This window comes from Micromonospora sp. B11E3 (assembly GCF_039871625.1).
GTDB lineage: Bacteria > Actinomycetota > Actinomycetes > Mycobacteriales > Micromonosporaceae > Micromonospora.
Window position 1 is genome coordinate 1 of record NZ_JBDPMC010000039.1, and the last position, 24291, is coordinate 24291.

At 73.7% G+C, this 24291-nt stretch carries 25 protein-coding genes; 17 read left to right on the forward strand and 8 right to left on the reverse strand.

Annotated features, from left to right (window positions below):
• The first annotated feature begins 231 nt into the window (after nt 1-231).
• From nadD to ABGB16_RS19705, 4 genes are all read left to right on the forward strand, one after another.
• Complete coding sequence (gene nadD, locus ABGB16_RS19690; protein WP_347669553.1) at nt 232-828, forward strand: nicotinate-nucleotide adenylyltransferase; 597 nt, start codon at nt 232-234, stop codon at nt 826-828.
• Between the two features lie 110 nt (nt 829-938).
• Nucleotides 939-1343, forward strand: a complete 405-nt coding sequence (gene rsfS, locus ABGB16_RS19695) for a ribosome silencing factor (RefSeq protein ID WP_347669554.1) — start codon at nt 939-941, stop codon at nt 1341-1343.
• Nucleotides 1340-1969, forward strand: a complete 630-nt coding sequence (locus ABGB16_RS19700; RefSeq protein WP_347669555.1) for a histidine phosphatase family protein — start codon at nt 1340-1342, stop codon at nt 1967-1969. Before rsfS ends, ABGB16_RS19700 begins: the two co-directional genes overlap by 4 nt.
• Nucleotides 1970-2180: 211 nt before the next feature.
• Nucleotides 2181-3047 (forward strand): DegV family protein, encoded by an 867-nt coding sequence (locus ABGB16_RS19705; protein ID WP_347669556.1) that lies wholly within the window; start codon nt 2181-2183, stop codon nt 3045-3047.
• Nucleotides 3048-3083: 36 nt separating this feature from the next.
• On the opposite strand, the gene ABGB16_RS19710 is transcribed toward ABGB16_RS19705, so the two are convergent.
• The gene (locus ABGB16_RS19710; RefSeq protein ID WP_347669557.1) at nt 3084-3323 is read right to left on the reverse strand and encodes a hypothetical protein; all 240 of its coding nucleotides are present in this window, start codon (nt 3321-3323) and stop codon (nt 3084-3086) included.
• Nucleotides 3324-3847: 524 nt separating this feature from the next.
• On the opposite strand from ABGB16_RS19710, the gene ABGB16_RS19715 reads away from it, so the two are divergent.
• The 4 genes from ABGB16_RS19715 to ABGB16_RS19730 all read left to right on the forward strand — a co-directional run bounded on the left by ABGB16_RS19715 (nt 3848) and on the right by ABGB16_RS19730 (nt 8867).
• Nucleotides 3848-4900 carry a ComEA family DNA-binding protein gene (locus tag ABGB16_RS19715; RefSeq protein WP_347669558.1) on the forward strand — a complete coding sequence of 351 codons (1053 nt, stop codon included), beginning with the start codon at nt 3848-3850 and terminating at the stop codon, nt 4898-4900.
• Nucleotides 4897-7353 (forward strand): ComEC/Rec2 family competence protein, encoded by a 2457-nt coding sequence (locus ABGB16_RS19720; protein ID WP_347669559.1) that lies wholly within the window; start codon nt 4897-4899, stop codon nt 7351-7353. The genes ABGB16_RS19715 and ABGB16_RS19720 overlap by 4 nt, the downstream gene beginning before the upstream one ends.
• Before the next feature lie 123 nt (nt 7354-7476).
• Nucleotides 7477-8454, forward strand: a complete 978-nt coding sequence (gene holA, locus ABGB16_RS19725; protein ID WP_347669560.1) for a DNA polymerase III subunit delta — start codon at nt 7477-7479, stop codon at nt 8452-8454.
• Nucleotides 8451-8867 (forward strand): hypothetical protein, encoded by a 417-nt coding sequence (locus tag ABGB16_RS19730; RefSeq protein ID WP_347669561.1) that lies wholly within the window; start codon nt 8451-8453, stop codon nt 8865-8867. Before holA ends, ABGB16_RS19730 begins: the two co-directional genes overlap by 4 nt.
• A 306-nt stretch (nt 8868-9173) precedes the next feature.
• Here ABGB16_RS19730 and rpsT read toward each other — a convergent pair whose 3' ends face one another.
• Nucleotides 9174-9440, reverse strand: a complete 267-nt coding sequence (gene rpsT / locus ABGB16_RS19735) for a 30S ribosomal protein S20 (RefSeq protein ID WP_347669562.1) — start codon at nt 9438-9440, stop codon at nt 9174-9176.
• 281 nt (nt 9441-9721) lie between these two features.
• Nucleotides 9722-10714, reverse strand: coding sequence for an aminoglycoside phosphotransferase family protein (locus ABGB16_RS19740; protein WP_347669563.1), 993 nt, complete (start codon nt 10712-10714; stop codon nt 9722-9724).
• A gap of 72 nt (nt 10715-10786) precedes the next feature.
• On the opposite strand from ABGB16_RS19740, the gene ABGB16_RS19745 reads away from it, so the two are divergent.
• Together ABGB16_RS19745 and lepA are read left to right on the forward strand one after the other, a co-directional pair.
• Entirely contained in the window at nt 10787-11323 is a 537-nt protein-coding gene (locus tag ABGB16_RS19745; protein WP_347669564.1) for a DUF4240 domain-containing protein, read from the forward strand.
• 262 nt (nt 11324-11585) lie between these two features.
• The gene (gene lepA, locus ABGB16_RS19750) at nt 11586-13463 is read left to right on the forward strand and encodes a translation elongation factor 4 (RefSeq protein ID WP_347669565.1); all 1878 of its coding nucleotides are present in this window, start codon (nt 11586-11588) and stop codon (nt 13461-13463) included.
• Nucleotides 13464-13678: 215 nt separating this feature from the next.
• Here the strand turns inward: lepA and ABGB16_RS19755 are convergent, their stop codons facing one another.
• On the reverse strand, nt 13679-13873 hold the full coding sequence (locus ABGB16_RS19755; protein ID WP_347669566.1) for a hypothetical protein: 195 nt from the start codon (nt 13871-13873) through the stop codon (nt 13679-13681).
• A 382-nt stretch (nt 13874-14255) separates the two neighbouring features.
• Here ABGB16_RS19755 and ABGB16_RS19760 point away from each other — a divergent pair, with 382 nt between their 5' ends.
• The 6 genes from ABGB16_RS19760 (at nt 14256) to ABGB16_RS19785 (ending at nt 19194) form a co-directional block, all read left to right on the forward strand.
• On the forward strand, nt 14256-14543 hold the full coding sequence (locus ABGB16_RS19760) for a GlsB/YeaQ/YmgE family stress response membrane protein (RefSeq protein WP_347669567.1): 288 nt from the start codon (nt 14256-14258) through the stop codon (nt 14541-14543).
• Between the two features lie 289 nt (nt 14544-14832).
• Complete coding sequence (locus ABGB16_RS19765; protein ID WP_347669568.1) at nt 14833-15114, forward strand: GlsB/YeaQ/YmgE family stress response membrane protein; 282 nt, start codon at nt 14833-14835, stop codon at nt 15112-15114.
• 209 nt (nt 15115-15323) lie between these two features.
• Entirely contained in the window at nt 15324-16613 is a 1290-nt protein-coding gene (locus tag ABGB16_RS19770; protein WP_347669569.1) for a sugar ABC transporter substrate-binding protein, read from the forward strand.
• Nucleotides 16610-17596, forward strand: a complete 987-nt coding sequence (locus ABGB16_RS19775) for a sugar ABC transporter permease (protein ID WP_347669570.1) — start codon at nt 16610-16612, stop codon at nt 17594-17596. Before ABGB16_RS19770 ends, ABGB16_RS19775 begins: the two co-directional genes overlap by 4 nt.
• 11 nt (nt 17597-17607) lie before the next feature.
• Nucleotides 17608-18441 (forward strand): carbohydrate ABC transporter permease, encoded by an 834-nt coding sequence (locus tag ABGB16_RS19780; protein ID WP_347669607.1) that lies wholly within the window; start codon nt 17608-17610, stop codon nt 18439-18441.
• Between the two features lie 108 nt (nt 18442-18549).
• Entirely contained in the window at nt 18550-19194 is a 645-nt protein-coding gene (locus ABGB16_RS19785; RefSeq protein WP_347669571.1) for an MOSC domain-containing protein, read from the forward strand.
• Between the two features lie 72 nt (nt 19195-19266).
• Here the strand turns inward: ABGB16_RS19785 and ABGB16_RS19790 are convergent, their stop codons facing one another.
• The 3 genes from ABGB16_RS19790 to ABGB16_RS19800 all read right to left on the reverse strand — a co-directional run bounded on the left by ABGB16_RS19790 (nt 19267) and on the right by ABGB16_RS19800 (nt 22289).
• Nucleotides 19267-20169 carry a phytanoyl-CoA dioxygenase family protein gene (locus tag ABGB16_RS19790; RefSeq protein ID WP_347669572.1) on the reverse strand — a complete coding sequence of 301 codons (903 nt, stop codon included), beginning with the start codon at nt 20167-20169 and terminating at the stop codon, nt 19267-19269.
• A 214-nt stretch (nt 20170-20383) separates the two neighbouring features.
• Nucleotides 20384-21247 (reverse strand): hypothetical protein, encoded by an 864-nt coding sequence (locus ABGB16_RS19795; protein ID WP_347669608.1) that lies wholly within the window; start codon nt 21245-21247, stop codon nt 20384-20386.
• 259 nt (nt 21248-21506) lie between these two features.
• The gene (locus tag ABGB16_RS19800) at nt 21507-22289 is read right to left on the reverse strand and encodes an enoyl-CoA hydratase-related protein (protein ID WP_347669573.1); all 783 of its coding nucleotides are present in this window, start codon (nt 22287-22289) and stop codon (nt 21507-21509) included.
• 19 nt (nt 22290-22308) lie between these two features.
• Here ABGB16_RS19800 and hemW point away from each other — a divergent pair, with 19 nt between their 5' ends.
• Nucleotides 22309-23532, forward strand: coding sequence for a radical SAM family heme chaperone HemW (gene hemW / locus ABGB16_RS19805; protein ID WP_347669609.1), 1224 nt, complete (start codon nt 22309-22311; stop codon nt 23530-23532).
• 39 nt (nt 23533-23571) lie between these two features.
• On the opposite strand, the gene ABGB16_RS19810 is transcribed toward hemW, so the two are convergent.
• Nucleotides 23572-24189, reverse strand: coding sequence for a DUF4870 domain-containing protein (locus tag ABGB16_RS19810; RefSeq protein ID WP_347669574.1), 618 nt, complete (start codon nt 24187-24189; stop codon nt 23572-23574).
• Nucleotides 24190-24291 lie beyond the last annotated feature (102 nt).

A 24291-nucleotide genomic window follows, 5' to 3' on the forward strand; every position in this document is an offset into this window, starting at 1 on the left:
CCTCCGCGCCCGCCCCGCCTGACGGGGGCTCGCCGCCCTCCGCGCCCGCCCCGCCTGACGGGGGCTCGCCGCCCTCCGCGCCCGCCCCGCCTGACGGGGGCTCGCCGCCCTCCGCGCCCGCCCCGCCTGACGGGGGCTCGCCGCCCTCCGCGCCCGCCCCGCCGACCCCGGCGGGGCGGGCGCTGCGCGGGGGCCCGGCTGCCGTTCCCGGAGGCGGCATACGATCAACGGGTGGAGGACGACATCCGGCGGATCGGGATCATGGGCGGCACGTTCGACCCGATCCACCACGGGCACCTGGTCGCGGCCAGCGAGGTCGCGGACCGGTTCGGGCTGGACGAGGTGGTCTTCGTGCCGACCGGCCAGCCGTGGCAGAAGGTGGACGAGCCGGTCAGTCCCGCCGAGGACCGCTACCTGATGACGGTGATCGCCACCGCCTCCAACCCCCGGTTCCAGGTCAGCCGGGTCGACATCGACCGGGGTGGGCCCACCTACACGGTCGACACGCTGCGTGACCTGCACGCCGTCTACGGCCCGAAGGTGCAGCTCTACTTCATCACCGGGGCGGACGCGTTGGAGCGCATCCTGTCCTGGAAGGATCTGGACCAGATGTTCGAGCTGGCCCACTTCATCGGGGTGACCCGGCCCGGGTTCGAGCTCACCGACGCGCACCTGCCCGCCGACACGGTGAGCCTGGTGCAGGTGCCGGCCATGGCCATCTCGTCGACGAACTGCCGCGACCGGGTCCGCCGGGGTGAGCCGGTCTGGTACCTGGTGCCCGACGGTGTGGTGCAGTACATCGCCAAGCGGGGGCTGTATCGTGAGTGATCTTGCCCGATATGTGAGCTTCTGTCCGGGTAATCGACCGGAATGGACAAGTGCTCCCGCCCCCGGGTGTGAGACGCTTGGAGGGTCGCACGGTTGATCGAAGGAGTACGGTGACAGTTTCCGAACGCGCTCACGAGCTGGCGATGGCCGCCGCCCAGGCTGCGGCCGACAAGAAGGCGCAGGACATCGTCATCATCGACGTGGGTGACCAACTCGCCATCACCGACGCGTTCGTGCTCGCCGCCGCGCCCAACGAGCGCCAGGTGCTGGCCATCGTCGACGCGATCGAGGAGCGCCTGCTCGAGCTGCCGGAGAAGGCCAAGCCGGTCCGGCGCGAGGGTGAGCGGGGCGGGCGCTGGGTGCTGCTCGACTACGTCGACATCGTGGTGCACGTCCAGCACGCCGAGGAACGCGAGTTCTACGCCCTCGACAAGCTGTGGAAGGACTGCCCGCAGATCCCGTTCGTCGACCGGGACCTGGTCGAGGCGGACGCCGGCAGCACCAGCGCCGAATGACCCGACTGATCGTCTGGCGGCACGGCAACACCGACTGGAACGCGGCCGGCAGGGTGCAGGGGCAGACGGACGTACCGCTCAACGACCTCGGCCGGGAGCAGGCCGCCGCCGCCGCGTCGGTGCTCGCCGCGCTGCGCCCGGACGCGATCGTGGCCAGCGACCTGAGTCGCGCCGCGGACACGGCCGCCGCGCTGGCCGCGCTGACCGGGCTGCCCGTGCGCACCGACGCTCGGCTGCGCGAGCGGCACTTCGGGCGGTGGCAGGGGCTGCTGCTGACCGAGGTGGCCGAGCGCCACCCCGAGGAGTACGCCCGCTGGCGGGCCGGCGACCCCGACCCGGGCGCGGACGTCGAGAGCCTCGACGACCTCGGCAAACGGCTCGGCACGGCGCTGCAGGACGCCGCGGATGCCGCACCGGGCGGCACCGTCGTGGTCGCCACCCACGGCGGCGGCGCCCGACAGGGCTGCGGATACCTGCTCGGCTGGGACCGCACCGTGCTGCGCACCATCGGCTCGCTGAGCAACTGCCACTGGACCGAGCTGCGCCACGGCGGCCCGCAGGGCTGGCACCTGCGCGCCCACAACGTCGGCCCGCTCCCGTCCGCCCCGGCGGCCGAGGCGGTCTGACCGCGGCCGAAGCGGTCTGGCCCGGCGGCCGAGCCGGTCCGACCCGGCGGTCGTGGGTGGTCCGGCCCGGCGGTCGTGGTGGTCTGGCCTGGCGGTCGTGGTGGTCTGGCCTGGCGGCCGAGGCGGTCTGGTCGGGCGGGCGGAGGTCGGTGCGCCGTCTCGGCCGTTCGCCGGCCGGCGGCCGGCGGCGACATCGGCTAGCGTGCCGAACATGCCCGTCGCGGTCGTCACCGACTCCACCGCCTACCTTCCGCCCGAGCTGGTGCGGGCGCACCGGATCACCCTCGTACCGCTGACCGTCGTGCTCGACGGCACGGAAGGGCTGGAGGGGGTGAACGTCCTCCCGGCCGACGCGGCCCGGGCGTTGGGCGGGCGCCGGGTGTCCGTCAGCACCTCCCGACCGGCGCCCGAGCAGTTCGCCGGGACGTACCGGCGGCTGCTGGACACCGGGGCCGACGGGGTGGTGTCGGTGCACCTGTCGGCCGGGCTCTCCGGCACGGTGGAGGCGGCCCGGCTGGCCGCCGCCGAGCTGGGGGACCGGGTCGCGGTGGTCGACAGCCGGTCCACCGGGATGGGCCTCGGCTTCCCGGCGCTCGCCGCCGCCGAGGCCGCCGCGGGAGGCGCGGACCTTTCCCGGGTACGCCGCGCGGCGCTCGACGCGGTGGCCAGGACCACCATCTTCTTCTACGTCGACACGCTGGACTTCCTGCGCCGAGGCGGGCGGATCAACGCGGCCGAGGCGCTGCTCGGCACCGCCCTGTCGGTGAAGCCGATCATGCACATGCCGGACGGGGCGATCGTGCTGCTGGACAAGGTCCGCACCGCCACCCGGGGGTTGGCGCGGCTCGTCGACCTGGCCGTCGAGGCGGCCGGCGACGTCGACGTCGACCTCGCCGTGCACCACCTGGCCGCCCCGCAGCGCGCCGAGCAACTCGTCGCCGCGCTGGCCGACCGGCTCGGCGACCGGCTGCACACCACGTACGTCACCGAGGCCGGCGCCGTGGTCGCCGCGCACGCCGGCCCGGGACTGGCCAGCGTCGTCGTCTACCGCCGCCCCCGCCCGGCAGAGGCCGCCTGAGCTGCCGTACGCGGCTGGCCCGGACCGAGCGGATGATCAGTCCAGCCAGATGACGAGTCCCGCCACGCCGATCAGGCAGCCGAGGACGAGGAACGCGACGCCGCCCCGGCGTTCCTCGCGCCGGGAGACATTCGAGGGCTGGGCGGCACGCCAGAGCAGGAACCCGCCGATCAGGACGAGGACCAGGCCCAGGACCGGTACGCCGCTCGGCGAAATTGCGTTCGCGGCCTGCGGTGGCAGGTCGGCCGGCGACGGATACGAGGGAAGGCGAAGCACGCGGCAAGGTTACTGAGCTGCGCCAACACCACTGCCGGGCGGACGACATGCGCTGGCCGTCCCTAGCACACCAGGTGCATGATCAGGCGGTTGTCCACAGGCCGGCCCACTGTCCACAGCTGAGACCTGGCGGGCCTCGTACGGCAGGGCCGGCGACCTAGCCTCGCGCCGTGTCAGACGATGAGGAGACGACCGTACGGCGACGTCTGCGGTGGCTGCTGCCCGGCCAGCCGCCGGCCGAGTACTCCGCTCCGCCCGCCGCTCCGGGCCCACCCGCCGTCTCGGCCCCGCTTCCGCCCGCGGCCCCGCCCGCGTCCCGGGCCGCGGGGGACGTGCCGGCACGGGTGCCGGGGCCCGGGATCGGGCCGGTGGGGGAAGGCGGCGACCCAACGGTCGGGCCGGCGAATGAGTGGCCGGGCGCACCGGTCGGGCCAGCGGGCGCGCGGACGGCAGGAGAGCGCCGCGATCCCGCAGCCGGGCCGGTCGGCGCGGCTCCGATGCCTGCCGTCGTCCCGCCGGAGCAGATGCCTGCCGTCGTTCTGCCGAAGCAGTTGCCTGTTGTCGTCCCGCCGGAGGAACGGTGGGCGCCGGCCGCCGTCGAGCCGGACGAGCGGCCCACGCCGTGGCCGGGCGAGGGTGCCGGCGCGTCCGGCCTCCGCGGCCAAGAAGAACAAGGCCGTCGCATCCGTCGTGCGCGGTCGCGCGCCCGGGTGGGGACCCGCTCGGCGTCGTCGCCGGACGGGGACACCCTGCCGTGGGGAGAGGACGTGCGGGGCCGGCCCTGTCCGCCGTGGAACGACGACGCGCCGGGCGCGGAGGACGCGGCGGGTGCCGAGGACGTACCGGGCGGTGACGAGGCGGCCTGGGCCGGCGGATCGTCACCCGACGCCGAGCCGACGCCCGGGCGGCGGCTGTCCCGGTTGCCGGGGCCCGGCGCGTTCGACCCCGGCCGCAGGGGCGTCCGGGCGCTGGCCGCCGTCGCCGCCGTGGTGGTGCTTGTAGCCGGCTTCTGGGCGTGGCGGGCCCGCCCGCAGGCCGAGCCGGTCCGGGCCGCCGCGCCCGCCGCCGGTTCGGAGGCGTCCACGCCGGGAGCCTCCGCCGTCCCCCAGGCTCCCCACCCGTCGGCGGGCGGTGAGCTGGTGGTGGCGGTCGCCGGCAAGGTACGCCGCCCCGGGCTGGTCCGGGTGCCGGCGGGCGCGCGGGTCGCCGACGCCGTGGAAGCGGCCGGCGGTGCGCTGCCCGGCGTGGACGTCGCCCTGCTGAACCCGGCCCGCAAGGTCGCCGACGGCGAGCTGATCCTGGTCGGCGTCGCCGCCCCGCCGGGCCAGCCCGCCCCCGCCGGCGCGGCGCAGCCCGGCGCGCCCGCCGGGGCGGGCCAGCCCGGCGGCCTGGTCAACCTGAACACGGCCACCCTGGCGCAGCTCGACGCGCTGCCCGGGGTGGGGCCGGTGCTGGCCCAGCGAATCCTGACCCACCGCGACCAGCACGGCGGTTTCCGCTCGGTGGGTGACCTGCGCCAGGTCGAGGGCATCGGCGACGCCCGGTACGAGCAGCTCAAGGACCTGGTGACGGTGTGAACGGCCCCGCTCGGCCCGTCCGGCGCGAGCCCCGGCCCGAGGACGCCCGGGCCGCGCCGGCCACCGGTCCCGACGCACCGGGCGCCGGCGGCGCGAGCACGCCACCCGACCTACGACTGGCCGGGCTCGCGGTGGCCGCCTGGCTGGCCGCCCTGGCCTGCCTGCACCTGACCGCCCGCACGGCCGCGGTGCTCGCCGCCGCTGCGGCCGCGCTCGCCGCGCTCGCCTCGACACACCTGCTCGGCCTGCTCGGGCGCCCTGCCCCGGCCGTCCGCCGGTACGGGTGGATCGCGGTGGCGGTGCTGCTCGGCATCGTGTGCGGGGCAGCGGCGACCGCCGCCCGGCTCGCGGTCCGGGACGCCCCCGCCGTCCGAGCCCTCGTCGAGGAACGCTCCCCGGTCGACGCCGAGCTGGTCGTGCGGGACGACCCCCGCCCGGTGCGGGGTGCCACCGGCGGACCGGCCACCCTGCTGGTCCGCGCCGAACTCGTCACCCTGGCCGCTCCCGACGGGCGGCGGGTCTCCGCGCCGCTGCGCGTCCTGGTGCTCGCCACCGATCCCGCCTGGCGGGGCCTGCTGCCCGGGCAGCGGCTCACCACCGAGGGGCGGCTCGCTGCGCCGCGCGGCGGCGACCTCACCGCTGCCGTGCTCACCGTCCGCGCCGCGCCGACGCTGCACGGGCCACCGCCGTGGTCGCAGCGCGGGGCCGGCACGCTCCGCGTCGGCCTGCAACGGGCCTGCGAACCGCTGCCCGACGAGCAGGGCGGCCTGCTGCCCGGCCTCGTCGTGGGGGACACCAGCCGGTTGGCGCCGACGGTGGAGGAGGACTTCCGGGCGACCGGGATGACGCACCTGAACGCGGTCTCCGGCTCCAACGTGGCCATCGTCGTCGGGGCGGTCCTGCTGCTGGCCCGCTGGAGCCGGGCCGGCCCCTGGCTGGCCGCCGGGTTGTGCGCGGTCGCCCTGGTCGGCTTCGTCATCCTGGTTCGCCCCTCACCGAGCGTGGTGCGCGCCGCCACGATGGGCGCGATCGGCCTCGCGGCTCTCGCGGCCGGTCGTCCGCGGGCTGCCCTGCCGGCGCTCGCCGCGGCGGTGGCTGCGCTGGTGCTGGTAGATCCGGACCTGGCCGGCGACCCGGGCTTCGCGCTGTCCGTGCTGGCCACCGCGGGCCTGCTGCTGCTCGCCCCGGCCTGGCGGGACGGGCTGCGCCGGCGGGGCGTGCCGCCCGGGCTGGCCGAGGCGCTCGCCGTGCCGGCCGCCGCGCAGCTCGCCTGCGGCCCGGTGGTCGCCGGGATCTCCGGGACGGTGAGCCTGGTGGCCGTGCCGGCGAACCTGCTCGCGGTGCCGGCGATCGCGCCCGCCACGGTGCTGGGTGTGGCCGCGGCGGTGCTCTCCCCCGTGTGGCCCGCGGGCGCGGAGTTCGCGGCCTGGCTGGCGAGCTGGCCGGCATGGTGGCTGGTGACGGTGGCCCGGTACGGGGCCCGGCTGCCGGCGGGCACGCTGCCGTGGCCGGGTGGGCTGACGGGCGCCCTGCTGCTGGCGGGGCTGACCGTGGCGCTGCTGGTCGCCGCCCGCCGGCCGGTCGTGCGTCGGCTGGTGGCGGTGGTCGCCGTCGCGGTGATCGTCGGCACCCTGCCGGTGCGGCTCGTCGCCGGCGGCTGGCCGCCCTCCCGGTGGGTGGCCGTGACGTGCGCGGTGGGGCAGGGGGACGCCCTGGTGCTGCCGGTGGCCGCCGGCCGTGCGGTGGTGGTCGACGCGGGCCCCGACCCGGCGGCGGTGGACGGCTGCCTGCGCCGGCTCGGCGTACGCGAGGTGTCGCTGCTGCTGTTCAGCCACTTCCACGTCGACCACACCGGCGGGGTAGCCGGGGTCTTCCGGGGTCGCCGGGTGGCCGCCGTGCGTACGCCGCAGTGGCCCGAGCCGGCCGCCGGGCGGGACCTGGTCCGGGGCGCTGCCGCGGCGGGCGGGGCGGAACTGGTCCCGGCGACGGCGGGGTGGACGCACCGCGACGGGGCGGTGGAGTTGGTGGTGCTCGGGCCGCCCTATCCGCTGCGGGGCACGCGGTCCGACGCGAACAACAACTCGTTGGTGCTGCTCGCCACGGTGGCCGGGGTGCGCGTCCTGCTCGCCGGGGACGCCGAGACCGAGGAACAGCGAGCCCTGCTCGATCGCGCGCCGCCCGGCGGGATGCGGGCCGACGTGTTGAAGGTCGCCCACCACGGGTCGGCATACCAGGAGCCGGCGTTCCTGGACGCGGTCCGGCCCAGGGTGGCGCTGGTGCCGGTGGGCGTGGGCAACTCGTACGGGCATCCGAACCCGGCCGTCCTCGCCCGGCTCGCCAGAGCCGGAGCCCGGGTGCTGCGTACGGACACCGACGGCGACCTCGCCGTGGTCCGGCACCGGGACGGGCTGGCCGTGGTGACCCGGGGGGCGCCGCCGGGCAGACAGCCCTGAGGATCGAGGGTTGTGACGGCATTGAGGTGGAGTCGAGGTAAATGTCTGGATTTGCGCTGAGTGCGGGCTCTCCCACCGGAGGGCCCGACGAGCAGGCACGAAGCCGCACCCGGGCGTGCGAATATGGGCGACGTGACCTCGGCCGACCTCGCTCCCATTCTGCTCGTCCTCGGCGACGAGGAGCTGCTCGCCACGCGCGCGGTGACCGAAGCCGTGGCGCGGGCCCGCGCCGTCGACCCCGACGCTGACGTCCGCGAGTACCAGGCCGGCACGTTGACGGTCGGCGAGATCGCCGAGATGCTCAGCCCGTCGCTGTTCGGCGGCAGGCGGGTGCTCGTGCTCCGCTCCGGCCAGGACGCCCGCAAGGACCTGGTCACGGCCCTGCTGGCGTACGCGAAGAACCCCGACCCCGACGTCCAGTTGGTCGTCCTGCACCTCGGCGGCGCGAAGGGCAAGGCGTTCGCCGACGGGCTGCGGGCGGCGGGTGCGACGGTCGTCCCGGCGGCCAAGCTCAAGGGCCACCGCGAGCGGGTGGCCTTCGTGCGGGACGAGATCCGCCGGGCCGGCGGCAAGTGCACCGAGGACGCGGCCGAGGCGCTCATCGCGGCGGTCGGCACCGACCTGCGGGAGCTGAGCGCTGCCTGCTCCCAGTTGATCGCCGACACCGACGGGCGGATCGGGGCCGACACGGTGGCCCGCTACTACAAGGGGCGGGTGGAGGTCAGCGGCTTCACCGTCGCCGACGCGACCATGGTCGGAGACGTGCCGGCGGCGCTGGAGGCTCTGCGCTGGGCGCTGCACGTCGGCGTCGACCCGGTTCCGATCGCCGACGCCCTGGCCGACGGGGTCCGCACGGTCGCCCGGGTCGCCGCTGCCGGGCGGGGCGACCCGTACCAGCTGGCGAGCACCCTGGGCATGCCCGCCTGGAAGATCAAGAGCGCCCAGCAGCGGGCCCGGGGCTGGACGCCCGATGGCCTGGTGGAGGCGATGAGAGCCGCCGCCGAGTGCAACGCGGCGGTCAAGGGCGGCTCGGACGACCGGGCGTACGCCTTGGAGCGCGCCGTCTTCGCCGTCGCGGCCGCTAGGCAGGGCACCCGGTGAACCGCCCGGTCCGGGCGTCGTGGGCGACCGTGCCCACCGAGGAGGAGCGCTACCGCCCCCTCTACGCCCGGGCCCTCGGACTGCGGTTCGTCAACCCCGGCGGGGTGCTCTGCTTCCTCTTCTTCGAGGGCAGCGTCGCGCTCGCCGTCCTGCTCGCCCTGGCCGAACTGGTCACCTGGTGGGCGGTGCTGATCCTGCCCGCAGCCGTGGCGGCGATGGTCAAGCTCAACGACATGGTGGCCGAGGTGGTGGTCCGGGCCGCCGCGCTGGTGCCCGAGCAGGAACGGGACCGGTTCCGGCGCCAGATCGAGCCGGTGGTCGGCCGGGCCCGGGTGCGGGGGACGGGCGGATACGGCGTCCCCGAGGCGCCCGGTCTGACGGGCCGGGGGCGCGTCGGCGGCCCCGACTCCTGACCGCCCCGACTCCTGACCGCCCCGACTCCTGACCGCCCCGACTCCTGACCGCGCCAAGTCGGGCGGCTTGACCCGCCGCTCGGGTTCCCGCCACGCCGGCGATGTGGCGGGGTCGTGGCGGCCGGATCTCCGCCATGTCGGCGGTGTGGGGTGGTCGCCGTGGCCGGATCCCCGCCATGTCGGCGGTGTGGGGTGGTCGCCGTGGCCGAGGTTCCGCCATGTCGGCGGGATGGCGGGGTGGAGACGCGAAAACCGGAAGCCCCGGGGTACCCCCCGGGGCTTCCGGTCAGGTCTGCGGTCGCCGCGTCAGGCAGAGAACGAGGCCACGCGCTTGGCGATCGCCGACTTGCGGTTCGCCGCCTGGTTCGCGTGGATGACGCCCTTGCTGGCCGCCTTGTCCAGCTTGCGGGCGGCGTCTCGCATGAGGACGGTCGCCTTCTCGGTGTCGCCGGCCTCGGCGGCCTCGTGGAACTTCCGGATGGCGGTCTTCAGCGACGACTTGACCGACTTGTTACGCAGCCGGCGCTTCTCGTTCTGCCGGTTGCGCTTGATCTGGGACTTGATGTTCGCCACGCGACAGCCTCGTCCTATAGCTCGGGTTGGTCTGCTTGTGCGCCCGACGAGCATGGGTCATCGCCGCGCGAAAAGCCAGGTTACCAGGTCCGCCGCGACGAGCCAAAACCGCATAGGCCGGCCCGCACCGACCCGGCCCTCTCAGGCCCCGCCCACCGCCACCGCTGGCGGCCGGCGAGCCGGTCGGGTGGCTGTTCATCGCCACCGCTGGCGGCCGGCGAGCCGGTCGGGTGGCTGTTCATCGCCACCGCTGGCGGCCGGCGAGCCGGTCGGGTGGCTGTTCATCGCCACCGCTGCCGGCCGGCCAGCCAGTCGAGCGCCTGCTCACCGCTCCACCGTTGGTGGGCGCGGATGTGCGGGGAGGCGCTGGTCGGGCCGGCGGCAGCCGACGTGAGCAGGTACCCGGCGAGTGCGGCGAGGGTCACGTCGAGGGCGTCCGGGGGTGCGCCGGCGGCCGCCGGGTGCCGGGCGAAGAGCGTGTCGGCGTCGAGGCCACTGGCGTGGGCGGTGATCAGCAGGCTGACCAGGTCGAACCAGGCCGGGCCGTGGCACAGCCAGTTCCAGTCGCAGAACCAGGCCCGCCCGGCCTGGTCGACGAGCACGTTGTCCAGCCGCAGGTCGCCGTGGGCCAGGCCGCCGCGCTCGGCGTACCCGGGCAGGCGCGACTCCAGCGCGACCAGCTCGGCCGTCCGACCCCGCGCCGCCGGCGGCAGGTCCGGGGCGGGCTCCCGGCCGGCGGCGACCTCGTCCCACCACAGGATGTCGTCGCGGGCCAGGTCGGCGAGCCGGGGCAGGCCGAGCGCGACCAGTTCGGGCGGCGACCCGGCCAGCGCGGCGGCCACCTCGGCGTACCCGGTCAGCGTCGCGTCGAGGTCGGCCGCCGTCCAGGGCAGCGCGGGCGTCCGGCCGTCGACGGCGTCGAGGCCGAGTGCGAACCAGCCGGCCGCGCTGACCGTCCATCTCGGGCGGGGGACCGGCAGGCCGGTGGGGAGGCGGTCGAGGACGGCGGCCTCCCGGACGTACCAGTCGACGAGGTGCCGCTGGTCCGCCAGCGACGCCGCCTTGACGAACGCGCGCCGGCCGTCGGCGGTCTCCAGCACGGCGGCGAAGCCCCGGGTGAATCCCGCGCCCGCGACCCGGGCCGCCGCCACCGGCGCGCCCAGCCGCCCGGTCACGGCCGCCCGCAGCGCGGGCGGCAGGTCCGCCCAGGCCGGGCGCAGTGCGGTCGCGTCGTACGGCACCGGGGGCAGCGAGATGGCGCGCACCCTGCCCATGCTGCCCCACCGGCGCCACCACGGCGCGGTGCGCGGCCGGGGCGTCGGCCCGCTCTGCCAGACTGGCGAGCCATGAGGACCGACGACTTCTGGCAGCTGATCGACCGCGCCCGAGCCGGCGCCGGGGCGTCGGCGGACGCGGTCGCCGCCCGCGCGGTCGCCCTGCTGGCCGAGCGGGCCCCGGAGGAGATCGTTGGGTACACCCACCACCAGCGGCGGGTGCTCGCCGCCTCCTACAAGGTCGACCTGTGGGGCGCGGCGTACCTGATCAACGGGGGTGCCTCCGACGACGGCTTCGAGTACTTCCGCGGCTGGCTGATGACCCTGGGCCGGGCGGTGTTCGCCCGAGCGGTGGCCGACCCAGACTCCCTCGCCGAGCTGCCGCAGGTCCGGGCCGCCGCGCTCAGCGGCGCCGAGTTCGAGTGCGAGGACATGCTGGCGGTGCCCTGGGAGGCGTACCGGAAGGCGGCCGCGGCCGACCTGCCGGCGGACCGTGACCCGGTGCCCGTGCCCGACCTGAACGACTTCTGGGACTTCGACGACGAGGAGGAGGCCGGCCGGCGGCTGCCGCGGCTCGCCGCCCTCTTCGCCGCGCCGCCGGAGGAGTGAAGCCGACCGGAGGAGTGAAGCCGACCGGAGGAGTGAAGCCGACCGGAGGAGTGAAGCCGACCGGAGGAGTGAGCCGGCTCGAAGAGTGAGCCGGCCCGAGTTCGACTTCGCCGCGCCGCCGGGGGAGCGAGCCGGCCCGGGTTCGGCGGTGGCCGTCCCGGCGGCGGTGGAGTGATCGGACCGCTCGGCGGGCGACGTGGGAGCATAGAGGGGGCCGGCGTCGCGCCGGCCTGCTCACGTCAGCCGACCAGAACGGACCGCTGTGCCACCGACGCTCGATTCCGGCGCGAACGCTCCTGGTGCCACCGACCCGGCGCGCATCCGGAACTTCTGCATCATCGCCCACATCGACCACGGGAAGTCGACCCTGGCCGACCGGATGTTGCAGCTCACCGGCGTGGTCGACCCCCGGCAGATGCGCGCGCAGTACCTCGACCGGATGGACATCGAGCGTGAGCGCGGCATCACCATCAAGAGCCAGGCCGTGCGGATGCCGTGGACGATCCGGGAGGGCGACCGCGCCGGCGAGCAGGCCGTCCTCAACATGATCGACACCCCGGGCCACGTCGACTTCACGTACGAGGTGTCCCGGTCCCTCGCCGCGTGCGAGGGCGCGATCCTGCTGGTCGACGCCGCGCAGGGCATCGAGGCGCAGACCCTGGCCAACCTCTACCTCGCGCTCGAGAACGATCTGCACATCATCCCGGTGCTCAACAAGATCGACCTGCCGGCCGCGCAGCCGGAGAAGTACGCCGAGGAGCTGGCCCACCTGATCGGCGGCGACCCGGCCGACTGCATCAGGGTCTCGGGCAAGACCGGCGAGGGCGTGCCGTACCTGCTCGACGAGATCGTCCGGCAGTTCGTCCCGCCGGTGGGCGAGGCCGCCTCGTCCGCCCGGGCGATGATCTTCGACTCGGTGTACGACGTCTACCGGGGCGTGGTCACGTACGTCCGGGTCGTCGACGGCCGGATCAGCGCCCGCGACCGGATCAAGATGATGTCGACCGGCGCCACCCACGAGCTGCTGGAGATCGGCGTCATCTCCCCGGAGATGCAGAAGGCCGACGCGCTCGGCGTCGGCGAGGTGGGTTACCTGATCACCGGCGTGAAGGACGTCCGGCAGTCCCGGGTCGGCGACACGGTCACCATCAACGCCAGCCCGGCGACCGAACCGCTCGGCGGCTACAAGGACCCGAAGCCGATGGTCTACTCCGGCCTCTACCCGATCGACGGGTCCGACTACCCGAACCTGCGGGACGCGCTCGACAAGCTCAAGCTCAACGACGCCGCGCTCGTCTACGAGCCGGAGACGTCCGGCGCGCTCGGCTTCGGCTTCCGCTGCGGCTTCCTCGGCCTGCTCCACCTGGAGATCATCCGGGAGCGGCTGGAGCGGGAGTTCAACCTCGACCTCATCTCGACCGCCCCGAACGTGGTGTACCGGGCCATCCAGGAGGACGGCCAGGAGGCCGTGGTCACCAACCCGAGCGAGTACCCCACCGGCAAGATCGCCGAGGTGTACGAGCCGACCGTGCGGGCCACCGTACTCACCCCCAACGACTACGTCGGGGCGGTCATGGAGCTGTGCCAGGGCCGCCGCGGCAGCCTGCTCGGCATGGACTACCTCTCGGCCGACCGGGTGGAGCTGCGCTACACCCTGCCCCTCGCCGAGATCATCTTCGACTTCTTCGACCAGCTCAAGAGCCGCACCAAGGGCTACGCCTCGCTGGACTACGAGCCCTCCGGCGAGCAGGCGTCCGACCTGGTGAAGGTGGACATCCTGCTGCACGGCGAGCCCGTGGACGCGTTCAGCGCGATCGTGCACAAGGACAAGGCGTACAACTACGGCGTCAACATCGCCGCGAAGCTGCGCAACCTGATCCCCCGGCAGCAGTTCGAGGTGCCCATCCAGGCCGCCATCGGCAGCCGGGTGATCGCCCGCGAGACCATCCGGGCGATCCGCAAGGACGTGCTCGCCAAGTGCTACGGCGGTGACATCAGCCGCAAGCGCAAGCTGCTGGAGAAGCAGAAGGAAGGCAAGAAGCGGATGAAGATGGTGGGCCGGGTCGAGGTTCCCCAGGAGGCCTTCATCGCGGCGCTCTCGTCCGACAGCGGCGACGGGAAGGCCCCCGGCAAGAAGTGAGCTTGGGCCGGCACGCGCCGGCTACCCTCCGCCGCACGGCCGGCACCCACGGCGTACGCCCGGGTGCCGGCCGTCTGCGTACCGCCCGCCGCTCGCCGGACCCCTCGGCGTACGGATCACCGTCGGCGTGATCCGTCGTCCGGCGAGATCGGGCCGGTTTGGCCCCTCACTCCCGGGCGGTCGTGTATCCAAGGCCCGTCAGCCAGGTTGCGTGGTCAGAACCCGGTCAGAGGCCCAGAATAGTTATAGGGATCATTCGGATCATCTGGGTCATAGTCGACATGCTGCGGACGAGGCTCCTCGGGGGCGCGTGACGGCTGCGGGATGTGGATCCATTGCTTCCGCTGCTCGCGACGGTGAACCAGGGCCGCGAACGCGAGCAGGGCCGCGAAGAAGAGAACGAGGATCAAGACGTATCCGACTAGTCACTAGCGAGACGCGCATGGTCACCCCTGACGCCTGAGCGTATCTCGACGCTAACAGTCCGCATTGGTCGCTGGTGGCGTCCGAATCGCTGATGGGCGAAGTGGCCCCCCGGGCGCTCGACCTGGCGGTGGCCGGCCCCACGCTGCCCCCGGTCCACCTTCGGTCGGTGGTCGGGTCCACCGCCCGCCTCGACATCTGGCAGGGCAGCCTCCGCTCCGGCAAGACCGTGTCGAGCCTGCTCCGCCGCGCCCCAATCACCGGCTGCGCAGGGAATGGGCTCCGGTTTGGATTTCCGGACGCTCGGGAACTTTGGTGGTCAACGACAGCAACGACACATCGTTGCGACGGATTTTGAGGAGGGTGACCGTGGAGCTCACCGTCTGGGGCATCATCACCGCGCTCGTCGTCGGTCTCATCGTCGGCGCGCTGGGCCGCCTGGCCGTCCCGGGCCGGCAGAACATGCCGATGTGGCTGCACATGCTGATCGGCGTGGGCGCCGCGCTGCTCGGCACCGTGCTCGCCCGCGCCATGGGCATCGCCACGGAGACCGCCGGGATCGACTGGGCGGAACTGCTGGTCCAGGTCGTGCTGGCCGCCATCGCCGTGGCCCTGGTCGCCGGCGTGGGCCGGCGCCGGAGCGTCACCCGTTATTAGGCCATGACGCCAGCGCGACTGCGGCGGGCGCCCGACCATTCCGGTCGGGCGCCCGCCTGTGCGCTGGCCGCCTGTGTGCTGGCCGCCTGTGTGCTGGCCGCCCGTGTGCTGGCCGCCCGGGAGCGCGGTGGGTCCGCCGCCGGCCGGCGGTGGTGCCTACCTGGGAAAACGTCGCCTCCTGATGCTCGTCGGGCTGGCTGTCCGGATCGGCCGGTTTGGACTTTCCGCCGCCCGGGAACTTAGCGGTCACGACAGTGATTGACCGTGAAGCTTTCTGAGGAGAACGACAATGACCGTTACCGGAATCATCACCGCGCTCATCGTCGGTCTGATCGTGGGCGCGCTCGGTCGCCTGGCCGTCCCGGGCCGGCAGGACATGCCGATCTGGCTGCACATGCTCGTCGGCGTCGGCGCCGCCCTGCTCGGCACCGTGCTGGCCCAGGCGATCGGCATCTCCACGAACACCTCCGGTGTCGACTGGGGCGAGCTGCTGGTCCAGGTGGTCGTCGCCGCCATCGCGGTCGCGATCGTGGCGAGCATCGGTGGCCGGCGCAGCGTCACGCACCGGTAATCGACCTCCCCGCGACGGGCGCCCGGCCGCAGGCCGGGCGCCCTTTCGCATGGGTACGCCCCGGATCGTCCCGTCGGCGGGCTGCCCCCGCGCCCCCTGCCTGGGGTACGGTCGCCTCGCTTGCGCGCGCCCCTCTGTCGTAAAGGAATTCTTCCTACTAAGGTGCGGCGGAGAAGGTTAGTGCCAGGACGGCGCGAGGGAGATATGGCGTGAACAGGTGGAAACGGCTGGCTCCGGTCACCGCCGTGGTGGCGTCGGCCGCGATGGTGCTCGCCGGCTGCGGCGGCTCCGGGGACGACGAGGCCGCCGACAACAGCAAGCTGACGGTCTGGATGATGGGCGAGGGCAGCGAGGCCCAGACCGCGTTCCTCGACGGCGTCGAGACCGAGTTCAAGAAGAAGCACCCGGACAGCGACGTGGTCGTCCAGTACATCCCCTGGCTGGAGGCGCCGAAGAAGTTCCAGGCGGCGCTCGCCGGCGGTGAGGGCCCGGACGTCACCGAGCTGGGCAACACCGAGACGCAGGGCTGGGCCGCCCAGGAGGCGCTGGCGGACGTCACCGACAAGTTCGCCGGCTGGTCGGAGGGCAAGGACATCCTGCCCGACCTCGTGAAGAACGCCCAGCTCGACGGCAAGCAGTACGGGATCCCGTGGTACGCCGGCGTCCGCGCGATGTTCTACCGCACCGACTGGTTCGCCGAGGCGGGCGTGAAGCCGCCGACGAACTGGGACGAGCTGGTCGCCGCCGCCAAGGCCGTGCAGGCCAAGAAGCCCGACACGTACGGCATCGCGCTGCCCGGCAACTCGGAGCTGCCGTTCTACTCCTTCCTCTGGGCCGCCGGCGCCGAGATCGCCACGAAGCAGGGGGACACCTGGAAGTCCGGCTACAACACGCCGGAGGCCCAGAAGGCGGTCAAGTTCTGGACCGACCTGGTCACCGTGCACAAGGTGGCCCCGCCGGCCGCCGCCGGCTGGAACGAGATCGACGCCCGGACCCAGTTCGCCACCGGCAAGGCGGCCATGGCCTTCGCCGGCAGCTGGCAGGGCGGCGCCATCAAGAAGGACAACCCCGACATCGAGAAGGTCTGGGGCACCTTCCCCATCCCCGGCCCGGACGGCAAGCCGGCCCCGGCGTTCGCCGGCGGCTCGGACATCGCCCTGTGGAAGGACAGCAAGAAGCAGGACCTCGCCTGGGACTACATGACCGTGCTGCTGAGCAAGCAGAAGGACAAGGAGTTCGCCAGCAGCCTCGGCTTCTTCCCCGTCTACCAGGACCTGGTCGCCGGCGGCGAGTACGCCAGCGACAAGGTGATGGCGGCGTTCGCCACCACCATGCAGAACACCAAGCTGACCCCGCTCACCCCCAAGTGGGTCGAGGTGAGCCGGACCAAGACGGTGACCCAGGCCATGAACAGCTCGGTCATCAAGGGTCAGAAGACGGTCGAGAAGGCCACCGCCGACGCGGCCGCCGAGATGGAAAGCATCCTCAACGCGAAGTGACGACGCTGACCCAGGCGCCGGAGACGACCGCCGCGCGGGAGACCCCCGCGCGGCGGCGTCGCCGGGTGGACCGCCTGCCGTACCTGTTGCTCCTGCCCTGCCTGGTGATCATCGGCGTGCTGCTGCTGTGGCCGCTCGGCCAGGTCGTGGTGATGTCGTTCTACCGGCTCAACAACGTCCGGCAGCTACGCGGCGACCGCGAGTGGCCGTGGGTCGGACTCGGCAACTACGCCGAGATCCTGGGTGACCCGTTCTTTCTCACGGTGCTGCGCAACACGGTGCTGTTCGCCGTGGCCAACGTGGCGCTGACGATGATCCTGGGCACCCTGGTCGGGTTGCTGCTCAACCGGCTCGGCAGGCGGATGGCCACCTTCGTGGCGAGCTGCGTCATGCTGGCCTGGGCCACCCCGGCGCTGACCGGCACGATCGTCTGGAAGTGGCTGTTCGACGACACCTCCGGCCTGGTCACGTGGCTGTTCAACGCCCTGCCGGACGGGCTGTCCGAAGCCCTGTTCGGGCGCAGCGACTGGACGGGGTACGGCTGGTTCAACTCGCCGCTGCTGTTCTTCATCATCCTCACGCTGGTGGTGGTCTGGCACTCGTTCCCGTTCATCGCCGTCAGCGTGCTGGCCGGGCTGAAGAGCGTGCCGAGCGAGTTGCACGAGGCCGCCCGGGTCGACGGCGCCGGGCCGTGGAAGGTCTTCTGGAAGGTCACCTTCCCGCTGCTGCGCCCCGTCTTCGGGATCCTGGTGGTGCTCTCCACCATCTGGGACTTCAAGGTGTTCACCCAGCAGTTCGTGCTGGCCGGCGGCACCCAGGACCGGCCGACGTTCATGCTCTCGATCTACTCGTACGCCGAGGCGTTCTCGCCACCGCCCAAGTACGGCCTGGGCGCGGCGATCGCGGTTGTCCTGACGCTGATCCTGCTGGTGGTGACCGGGGTCTACGTACGCATGGTGCTCAAGCAGGAGGATGAGTCGTGAGGCGCGGCGCGGTGGTGAAGCGGGTCGCCCTCAACGGCGCCGGCCTGCTGGTGGCGCTCTTCGCGGCGTTCCCGGTCTACTGGATGATCGCGACGTCGCTCAAGCCCAACCGGGAGATCTTCTCGGCCACGCCCCGGCCCGTGCCGGCCGAGCCGACGCTGGAGCACTACCGGGAGATCCTCACCGGCAACCTGATCCCCGGCGTCACGTTCGCGGATTTCTTCCTCAACAGCGCCATCGTGGCGGTGTCCACCGTGGTGCTCAGCGGCCTGGTCGCGCTGCTGGCGGCGACCGCGGTGGCGCGGTTCCGGTTCAAGCTGCGGACCAGCTTCCTGATCATGCTGCTGGTGGTGCAGATGATCCCGCTGGAGGCGCTGGTCATCCCGCTGTTCCTGATGATCCAGCGGCTCGGCCTGTACAACACGCTGCCCAGCCTGATCCTGACGTACCTCGGCTTCTCGCTGCCGTTCGCGGTCTGGATGCTGCGCGGCTTCGTGGCCGCCGTGCCCAAGGAACTGGAGGAGGCAGCCGCGATCGACGGGGCCAGCCGGGCGCAGACGTTCCGCCGGATCCTCTTCCCGCTGGTCGCGCCCGGCCTGGTGGCGACCAGCATCTTCTCGTTCATCACGGCCTGGAACGAGCTGATCTTCGCGCTGACCTTCGTCAACGACCAGGACCGGTACACCCTGCCGGTGGCGATGACGTTCTTCTTCGGCCGGGACGACACCGCGTGGGGGCCCGTGATGGCCGCCTCGACGCTGTTCACCCTGCCGGTCATCATCTTCTTCCTGCTCGTGCAGCGCCGGATGGTCTCCGGCCTGGTGGCGGGCGCCGTCAAGGGCTGAGGTGCAGGGAGGGGTCCCTTCTCGGCGCCTGGCGTCGAGAAGGGACCCCTTCGCACAACTCCTGCCGGCCCCGGCCGAGCGGCCGGACAGCCCGTAGGCTGGTACGCCATGACGGGCAGACTGGTGGCGGTGAACCTCGGCGTGGTGACCGAGGCGGAGTGGGCCGGCGACGCGAGCGGCCGCAGCGGGATCGACAAGCGACCGGTGGACGGGCCGGTGCTGCTCGGGGCGGACGGCGTGGCCGGGGACTTCATCGGCGAGCGGGCCCACCACGGCGGCCCCGACCAGGCGGTGTACGCGTACGCCGAGGAGGACGCGGCGTGGTGGGCGGCCGAGCTGGGCCGCGAGCTGCGGCCGGGCGCCTTCGGCGAGAACCTGACGACGTACGCGGTGGACGTGACCGGGACGGTGATCGGCGAGCAGTGGCTGGTCGGCTCGGCGTTGCTCCAGGTGACCAAGCCGCGGACGCCGTGCACCACGTTCGCCGGGTTCTGGGGGGTGCCCGACCTGATCAAGCGGTTCACGGCGCGGGCCGCGCCCGGGGCGTACCTGCGGGTGCTGCGCGCCGGGGAGGCCGGCGCGGGCGACCCGGTGGAGGTGGTGGAGCGCCCGGCGCACGGGGTGACGATCGGCGAGGTGTTCCGGGCGACCACCCTGGAGCCGGAGCTGCTGCCCCGGCTGCTCGACGTCCCCGACCTGCCCGAGTGGATGCGGGAGAAGGCCGCCCGCCGGGTCGCCGGCCGCGCGGGCTGACCGCTCGGAAGCTCTCCCGGGATGCCGAGAAGGGCCCCCTGCCGGTTGGCAGGAGGCCCTTCCTCGCACAGCTCAGCGGAGCCAGGGGATGCTGCGGTCCAGCAGGCCGCGCTCCTTCAGCTCCTTACGCAGCGGGATCTCGTCGTCGATGTACCCGTTCCAGTTGATGCCCCAGTAGTTCGCGGTGTGGGTGCCCTCGCCGCAGAGCTGGCGCTGCACCGGCGTGCGGTTGGCCCACCACTCGCCGTCCTTGTTGATGTGCAGCTCGTCCAGCGGACGGATCCAGCGGTACGTGTACCCGATGAAGAGCATCTTGCGGGTGATGTTGGACAGGTTCGTCGACCGGGAGTGCCACTGGCGGCGGTCGAAGATGAACGCGTCGCCCGGGTTCGCGGTGATCTCCACCGTGCCCTCCGGGTCCGGGTTGTGCACCGTCAGGTCGTCCGGCCGGGGCAGCGAGTTCCACAGGTGGCTGCCGGGGATCACCTTGGTGGCCCCGCGGCCGGTCTCCGACAGGTCGGAGAGCACGTACGCCACCTTCAGCGAGAACATCGGCCGGGGGAGGTTCGGGTCCATCGTCTCCGGGTCGGAGTTCTGCCGGTACCCGTCCTGGTGCCAGCCCCAGTACGGCTTCTCCGGCTCCAGGGCCGGCGGGGTGACGTCCAGGTGGTTGTGGTGGGTGTAGATGTTCCACCCGGCCAGACCCCACATGTACGGGAAGGCGATCGGGTGGGTCAGCAGGTCGCCGAAGAGCTCGTCCCGCTCCACGAAGCCCAGCAGGTGCAGGGTGCCGTCCTTGGTGGTGTTGCCCTTGGCCTTCTCCTCCGCGTAGACGCGGTCGACGGCCTCCTCCAGGGCGGCCCGGTGGTCCTCCGTCAGCACGTTGCGCAGCAGGAGGAAGCCCTGCTCGTGGAACTCCTTGCGGTCGGTGTCGCTGATCGGCTCGTAGCCGGTCCGGCCCTGGTAATCGAACACCGCGTGGTACCCCTCCCGATGAGAAGCCATCTCTGGCACAGCAGCCGATCGTACTGCGCCGGCGGCCCAGGCTCCGGATGAGGCACGCCCGTATCGGGGCATGTCGGACCAACTGCAGTCGATTGGTCACGCACGGTGGCGATCGGGTGGTGATTTGCGGGTATTGCCGTACCTGCCGGATTGTGCGGTGACCAAACCGCGGCCCGACGGCGGCTCAGGCGTCGGCGAAGACCTCCGCCAGCACCTGGCCGGTGGCGGCGGGGGTGTCGGCGGCCCGGCTCCACGTTCCGCCCCGGGCCGTCCACTCCAGGCTGCCGAAGCGCACCCGCTTCACGCCGTGGTCGGAGGCGTGCGAGACCAGCCAGTGCGCGTACCGCCAGCCGGCGCGCTGGTCGTCGGCGGGCACGGCCAGCCCCGTCGGGTCGGCCGCCGGGGGCGTCTCCGGCAGCCCCCAGTCCAGCCGCAGGCCCCGGGCCAGGGCGGCCGCGGCGGCCTCGCCGCGCATCACCGGCGTCGAGCCCACCGTGCAGGCCACCGCCCCGGTGGCGTCGCCCAACAGCGCCCGGGTCAGCACCTGCGACTCGTCGGCCCACTTCTGGTACGCCTCGGGATAGGCCGACCGCTGCACCTTCTGCGCCGCCTCGGTGACCCGCATCTTCTCCCAGCCGCGCACCCGCTTCAGGGCGGCGTAGAACCGCTTCGTCGCGTACCGGGTGTCGCGGATCTGCTCCTCGGTGCCCCAGCCCTGGCTCGGCCGCTGCTGGAACAGGCCCACCGAGTCCCGGTCGCCGCCGGAGAGGTTGCGCAGCCCGGACTCCTGGTACGCCGTCGCGAGCGCCACCACCACGGCCCGCTCCGGCATCTGCCGCTGGATGCCGATCGCGGCGATGGTGGCGGCGTTGGCCATCTGGTCGGCGTCCAGGCGTACCTCGCCGTCGGCCTGGACGGTGCAGGTGCGGCTGGCCAGCGGAAGCCGCAGCTGCTGCCCGACCTGCCGGACGACGAGCCAGATCCCGACGACGGCGAGGACCGCGACGACGACTCCGGCCGCGACGACTGCCCGACTTCGCACCCGCACCCCCTGTTCGACGGCGTCCGACAAGAGTACGTCCCTCCTGCCGCCGACCGGCTCGTCCGACCGGTTCGCTCCGTTGCGTAGCCGGTCGGCGACCTTTCGCGGTTTCCGCGCGGAGGCGGACCGCCCGGCGGGACCCGGACGGCCTCGGCCCGGCCGGGCTTCCCCGCCCCCGGGCCGGGAAACGCCGGCTCGGCCGCGAAACGCCGGCCCGGGCCGCAAACCGCCCCGTCCGGGTAGCGGCACAGCGCCGGGAGGCTGCTCAGGTCGTGGGCACCCAGGCGGCGTCGCGCTTCTCGCGGAACGCGGCCACGCCCTCCCGCCCCTCGTCGGAGAGGAAGTACCCGGTCGACAGGGCGGCCAGCTCGGCGATCTCGGCCCGCAGGTCGACCGCCGGCGGGCGGCGCAGCAGCGCCTTCGCCCCGGCCAGCGCCCTCGGCGCGCCGCGGACCAGCGAGGCGCACGCCCGCTGGACCGCCGCGTCCAGCCCGTCCGCCGGCACGGCGAGGGTGACCAGCCCGATCTCGGCGGCCCGCCGGCCGTCGAAGGTGTCGCCGGTGAGGTACAGCTCGGCGGCGGCCCGGGGGTGCAGCCGGGGCAGCACGGTCGCCGAGATCACCGCCGGGATCACCCCGATCCGCACCTCGGTGAAGGCGAAGGTGGCCTCCTGGGCGCACAGCGCCAGGTCGGCCGCCGCGATCAGGCCCAGCCCGCCGGCCCGGGCCGGCCCGGCCACCCGCGCCACCACCGGCTTCGGGCACTCCCGCACCGCCGCGAGCACGTCGCCGAGCATCCCGGCCGGCACGGTCCCGCTGGCGTACGCGGCGGCGGTCTCCTTCAGGTCCGCCCCGGAGCAGAACACCGGCCCGGTGTGGTCGAGCACGACCACCCGGACGGCGTCGTCGGCCACCGCGGCGGCCAGCCCGGCCAGCAGCTCGGTCATCAGCGGCGTGGAGAGCGCGTTGCGGTTGTGCGGGCTGTCCAGGGTGAGGGTCGTCACCCCGTGGGCCGTGGCGACCCGCACGAGCGCGTCGGAGGAGGTCATGCCGGGCACACTAGTGGCCATGCCCGGCGCCCTTCCAGAAGGCGAATCCGTCCCCGCCGACGGCTCGCTGCCCGCCACCGCCACCCGCGCCGTCGGCGCGCGCGGCTTCGGCGTGTACGTCCACGTGCCGTTCTGCGCCAGCCGCTGCGGCTACTGCGACTTCAACACCTACACAGCCGACGAGTTGGGCGGCGGGGCCGACCGCGAGTCGTACGCCGACACGGTGCTGGCGGAGCTGGCGCTCGCCCGTCGGGTGCTGGCCGACGCCCCGCCGCCGCGGGTCGACACCGTCTTCGTCGGCGGCGGCACCCCCACCCTGCTCGCCGCCGACGACCTGGCCCGCATCCTGGACGGCATCGACCGCACCTGGAGCCTGGCCGCCGACGTCGAGGTGACCACCGAGGCCAACCCCGAGTCGGTGACGCCGGAGTCGCTGAAGACCCTGCGCGCGGCCGGGTACACCCGGATCTCGCTGGGCATGCAGTCCGCCGCGCCGGGCGTGCTGGCGATCCTCGACCGCCGGCACACCGCCGGCCGGGCCACGGTCGCCGCCGCCGAGGCCCGCGACGCCGGCTTCGACCACGTCAACCTCGACCTGATCTACGGCACGCCGGGGGAGAGCGCCGAGGACTTCGCCGGCTCGCTGGAGCAGGTGGTGGCCGCGGGGGTGGACCACGTCAGCGCGTACGCCCTGATCGTGGAGGACGGCACCCGGCTGGCCGCGCGGATGCGGCGCGGCGAGCTGCCGTACCCGTCGGACGACGTGGCGGCGGACCGCTACCTGGCCGCGGAGGCCGCCCTCGGCGCGGCCGGTTTCTCCTGGTACGAGGTGTCGAACTGGGCCCGGACGCCGGCCGGCCGGTGCCGGCACAACCTGCTCTACTGGAGCGGGGCGGACTGGTGGGGCCTCGGTCCGGGGGCGCACAGCCACGTCGGCGGGGTGCGCTGGTGGAACGTCAAGCACCCGAGCGCGTACGCGAAGCGCCTCGCCGCGGGGGAGTCGCCCGGCCTGGCCCGGGAGGTGCTCACGCCCGGCGAGGCGCACATGGAGGACGTCATGCTGCGGCTGCGCCTGGCCTCGGGGCTGCCGCTGGAGGTGCTGGACGACGCCGGGCGGGCCGGCGCGCGGCGGGCCCTCGACGGCGGCCTGCTCGACCCGGCCCGGTACGCGGCGGGCCGGGCCGTGCTGACCCTGCGCGGGCGGCTGCTGGCCGACGCGGTCGTGCGCGACCTGCTGCCCTGACCGTGGTGCCCGACCGGCCGGGGGAGCGGCCGGCCGGGGTCACTTGATGAAGCTGACGGACATCGGGTAGCGGTACAGCTGCCCCTCGTTGGCCCGCAGCCCGGCGACGATGCCGAAGATGATGCCGACGGCCATGGCGGCGAGGCCGATCAGGACGCCGATCAGGATGCAGGTGAGGATCCAGCCCACCAGCGCGATGACCGACCAGAGGAGCTGGAAGTTCAGCGCGGCGACCGCGTGCGCGCGGACGGTCGGCGACTGGTTGCCCCGGGCCAGCAGCGCGATCAGCGGCGCGAGCCAGCCGAGCACGCCCCCGCCGAGGAACATCCCCGCGGCGCCGCCGAAGTGGGCGACCAGCACCCACGTCTTGTCCTCGTTGTTCGCGTAGCCGCCGGACGGCGCGCCGTACGCGCCGCCCGTCGGATATCCGCCACCCGGCGGGTAGCCACCCGGCGGAGGGTAGCCACCCGACGGCGGCTGGCCGCCCTGCGGCGGCGGATAGCCACCGGGCGGGGGATGGCCGGCCCCGCCCGGCGCCCCGGACAGTGGTGCGGTGGGGGGCTCGTCCGACGAGCCGTACGGCGCCGACGGCGGGGTCGGCTCCGGCGGCCAGCCGCCGGGGTCGCCCGCTCCGGGAGGGCGAGGTGGTTCAGTCATGTACATCACGGTAGGGGCTGCCGGCAAGGGGACACCAGAGCGACACTGGTCGGGTCCGGCCGGACGATCGGGCAGGAACGCACCGGCGCAGCCCGCGGGCGG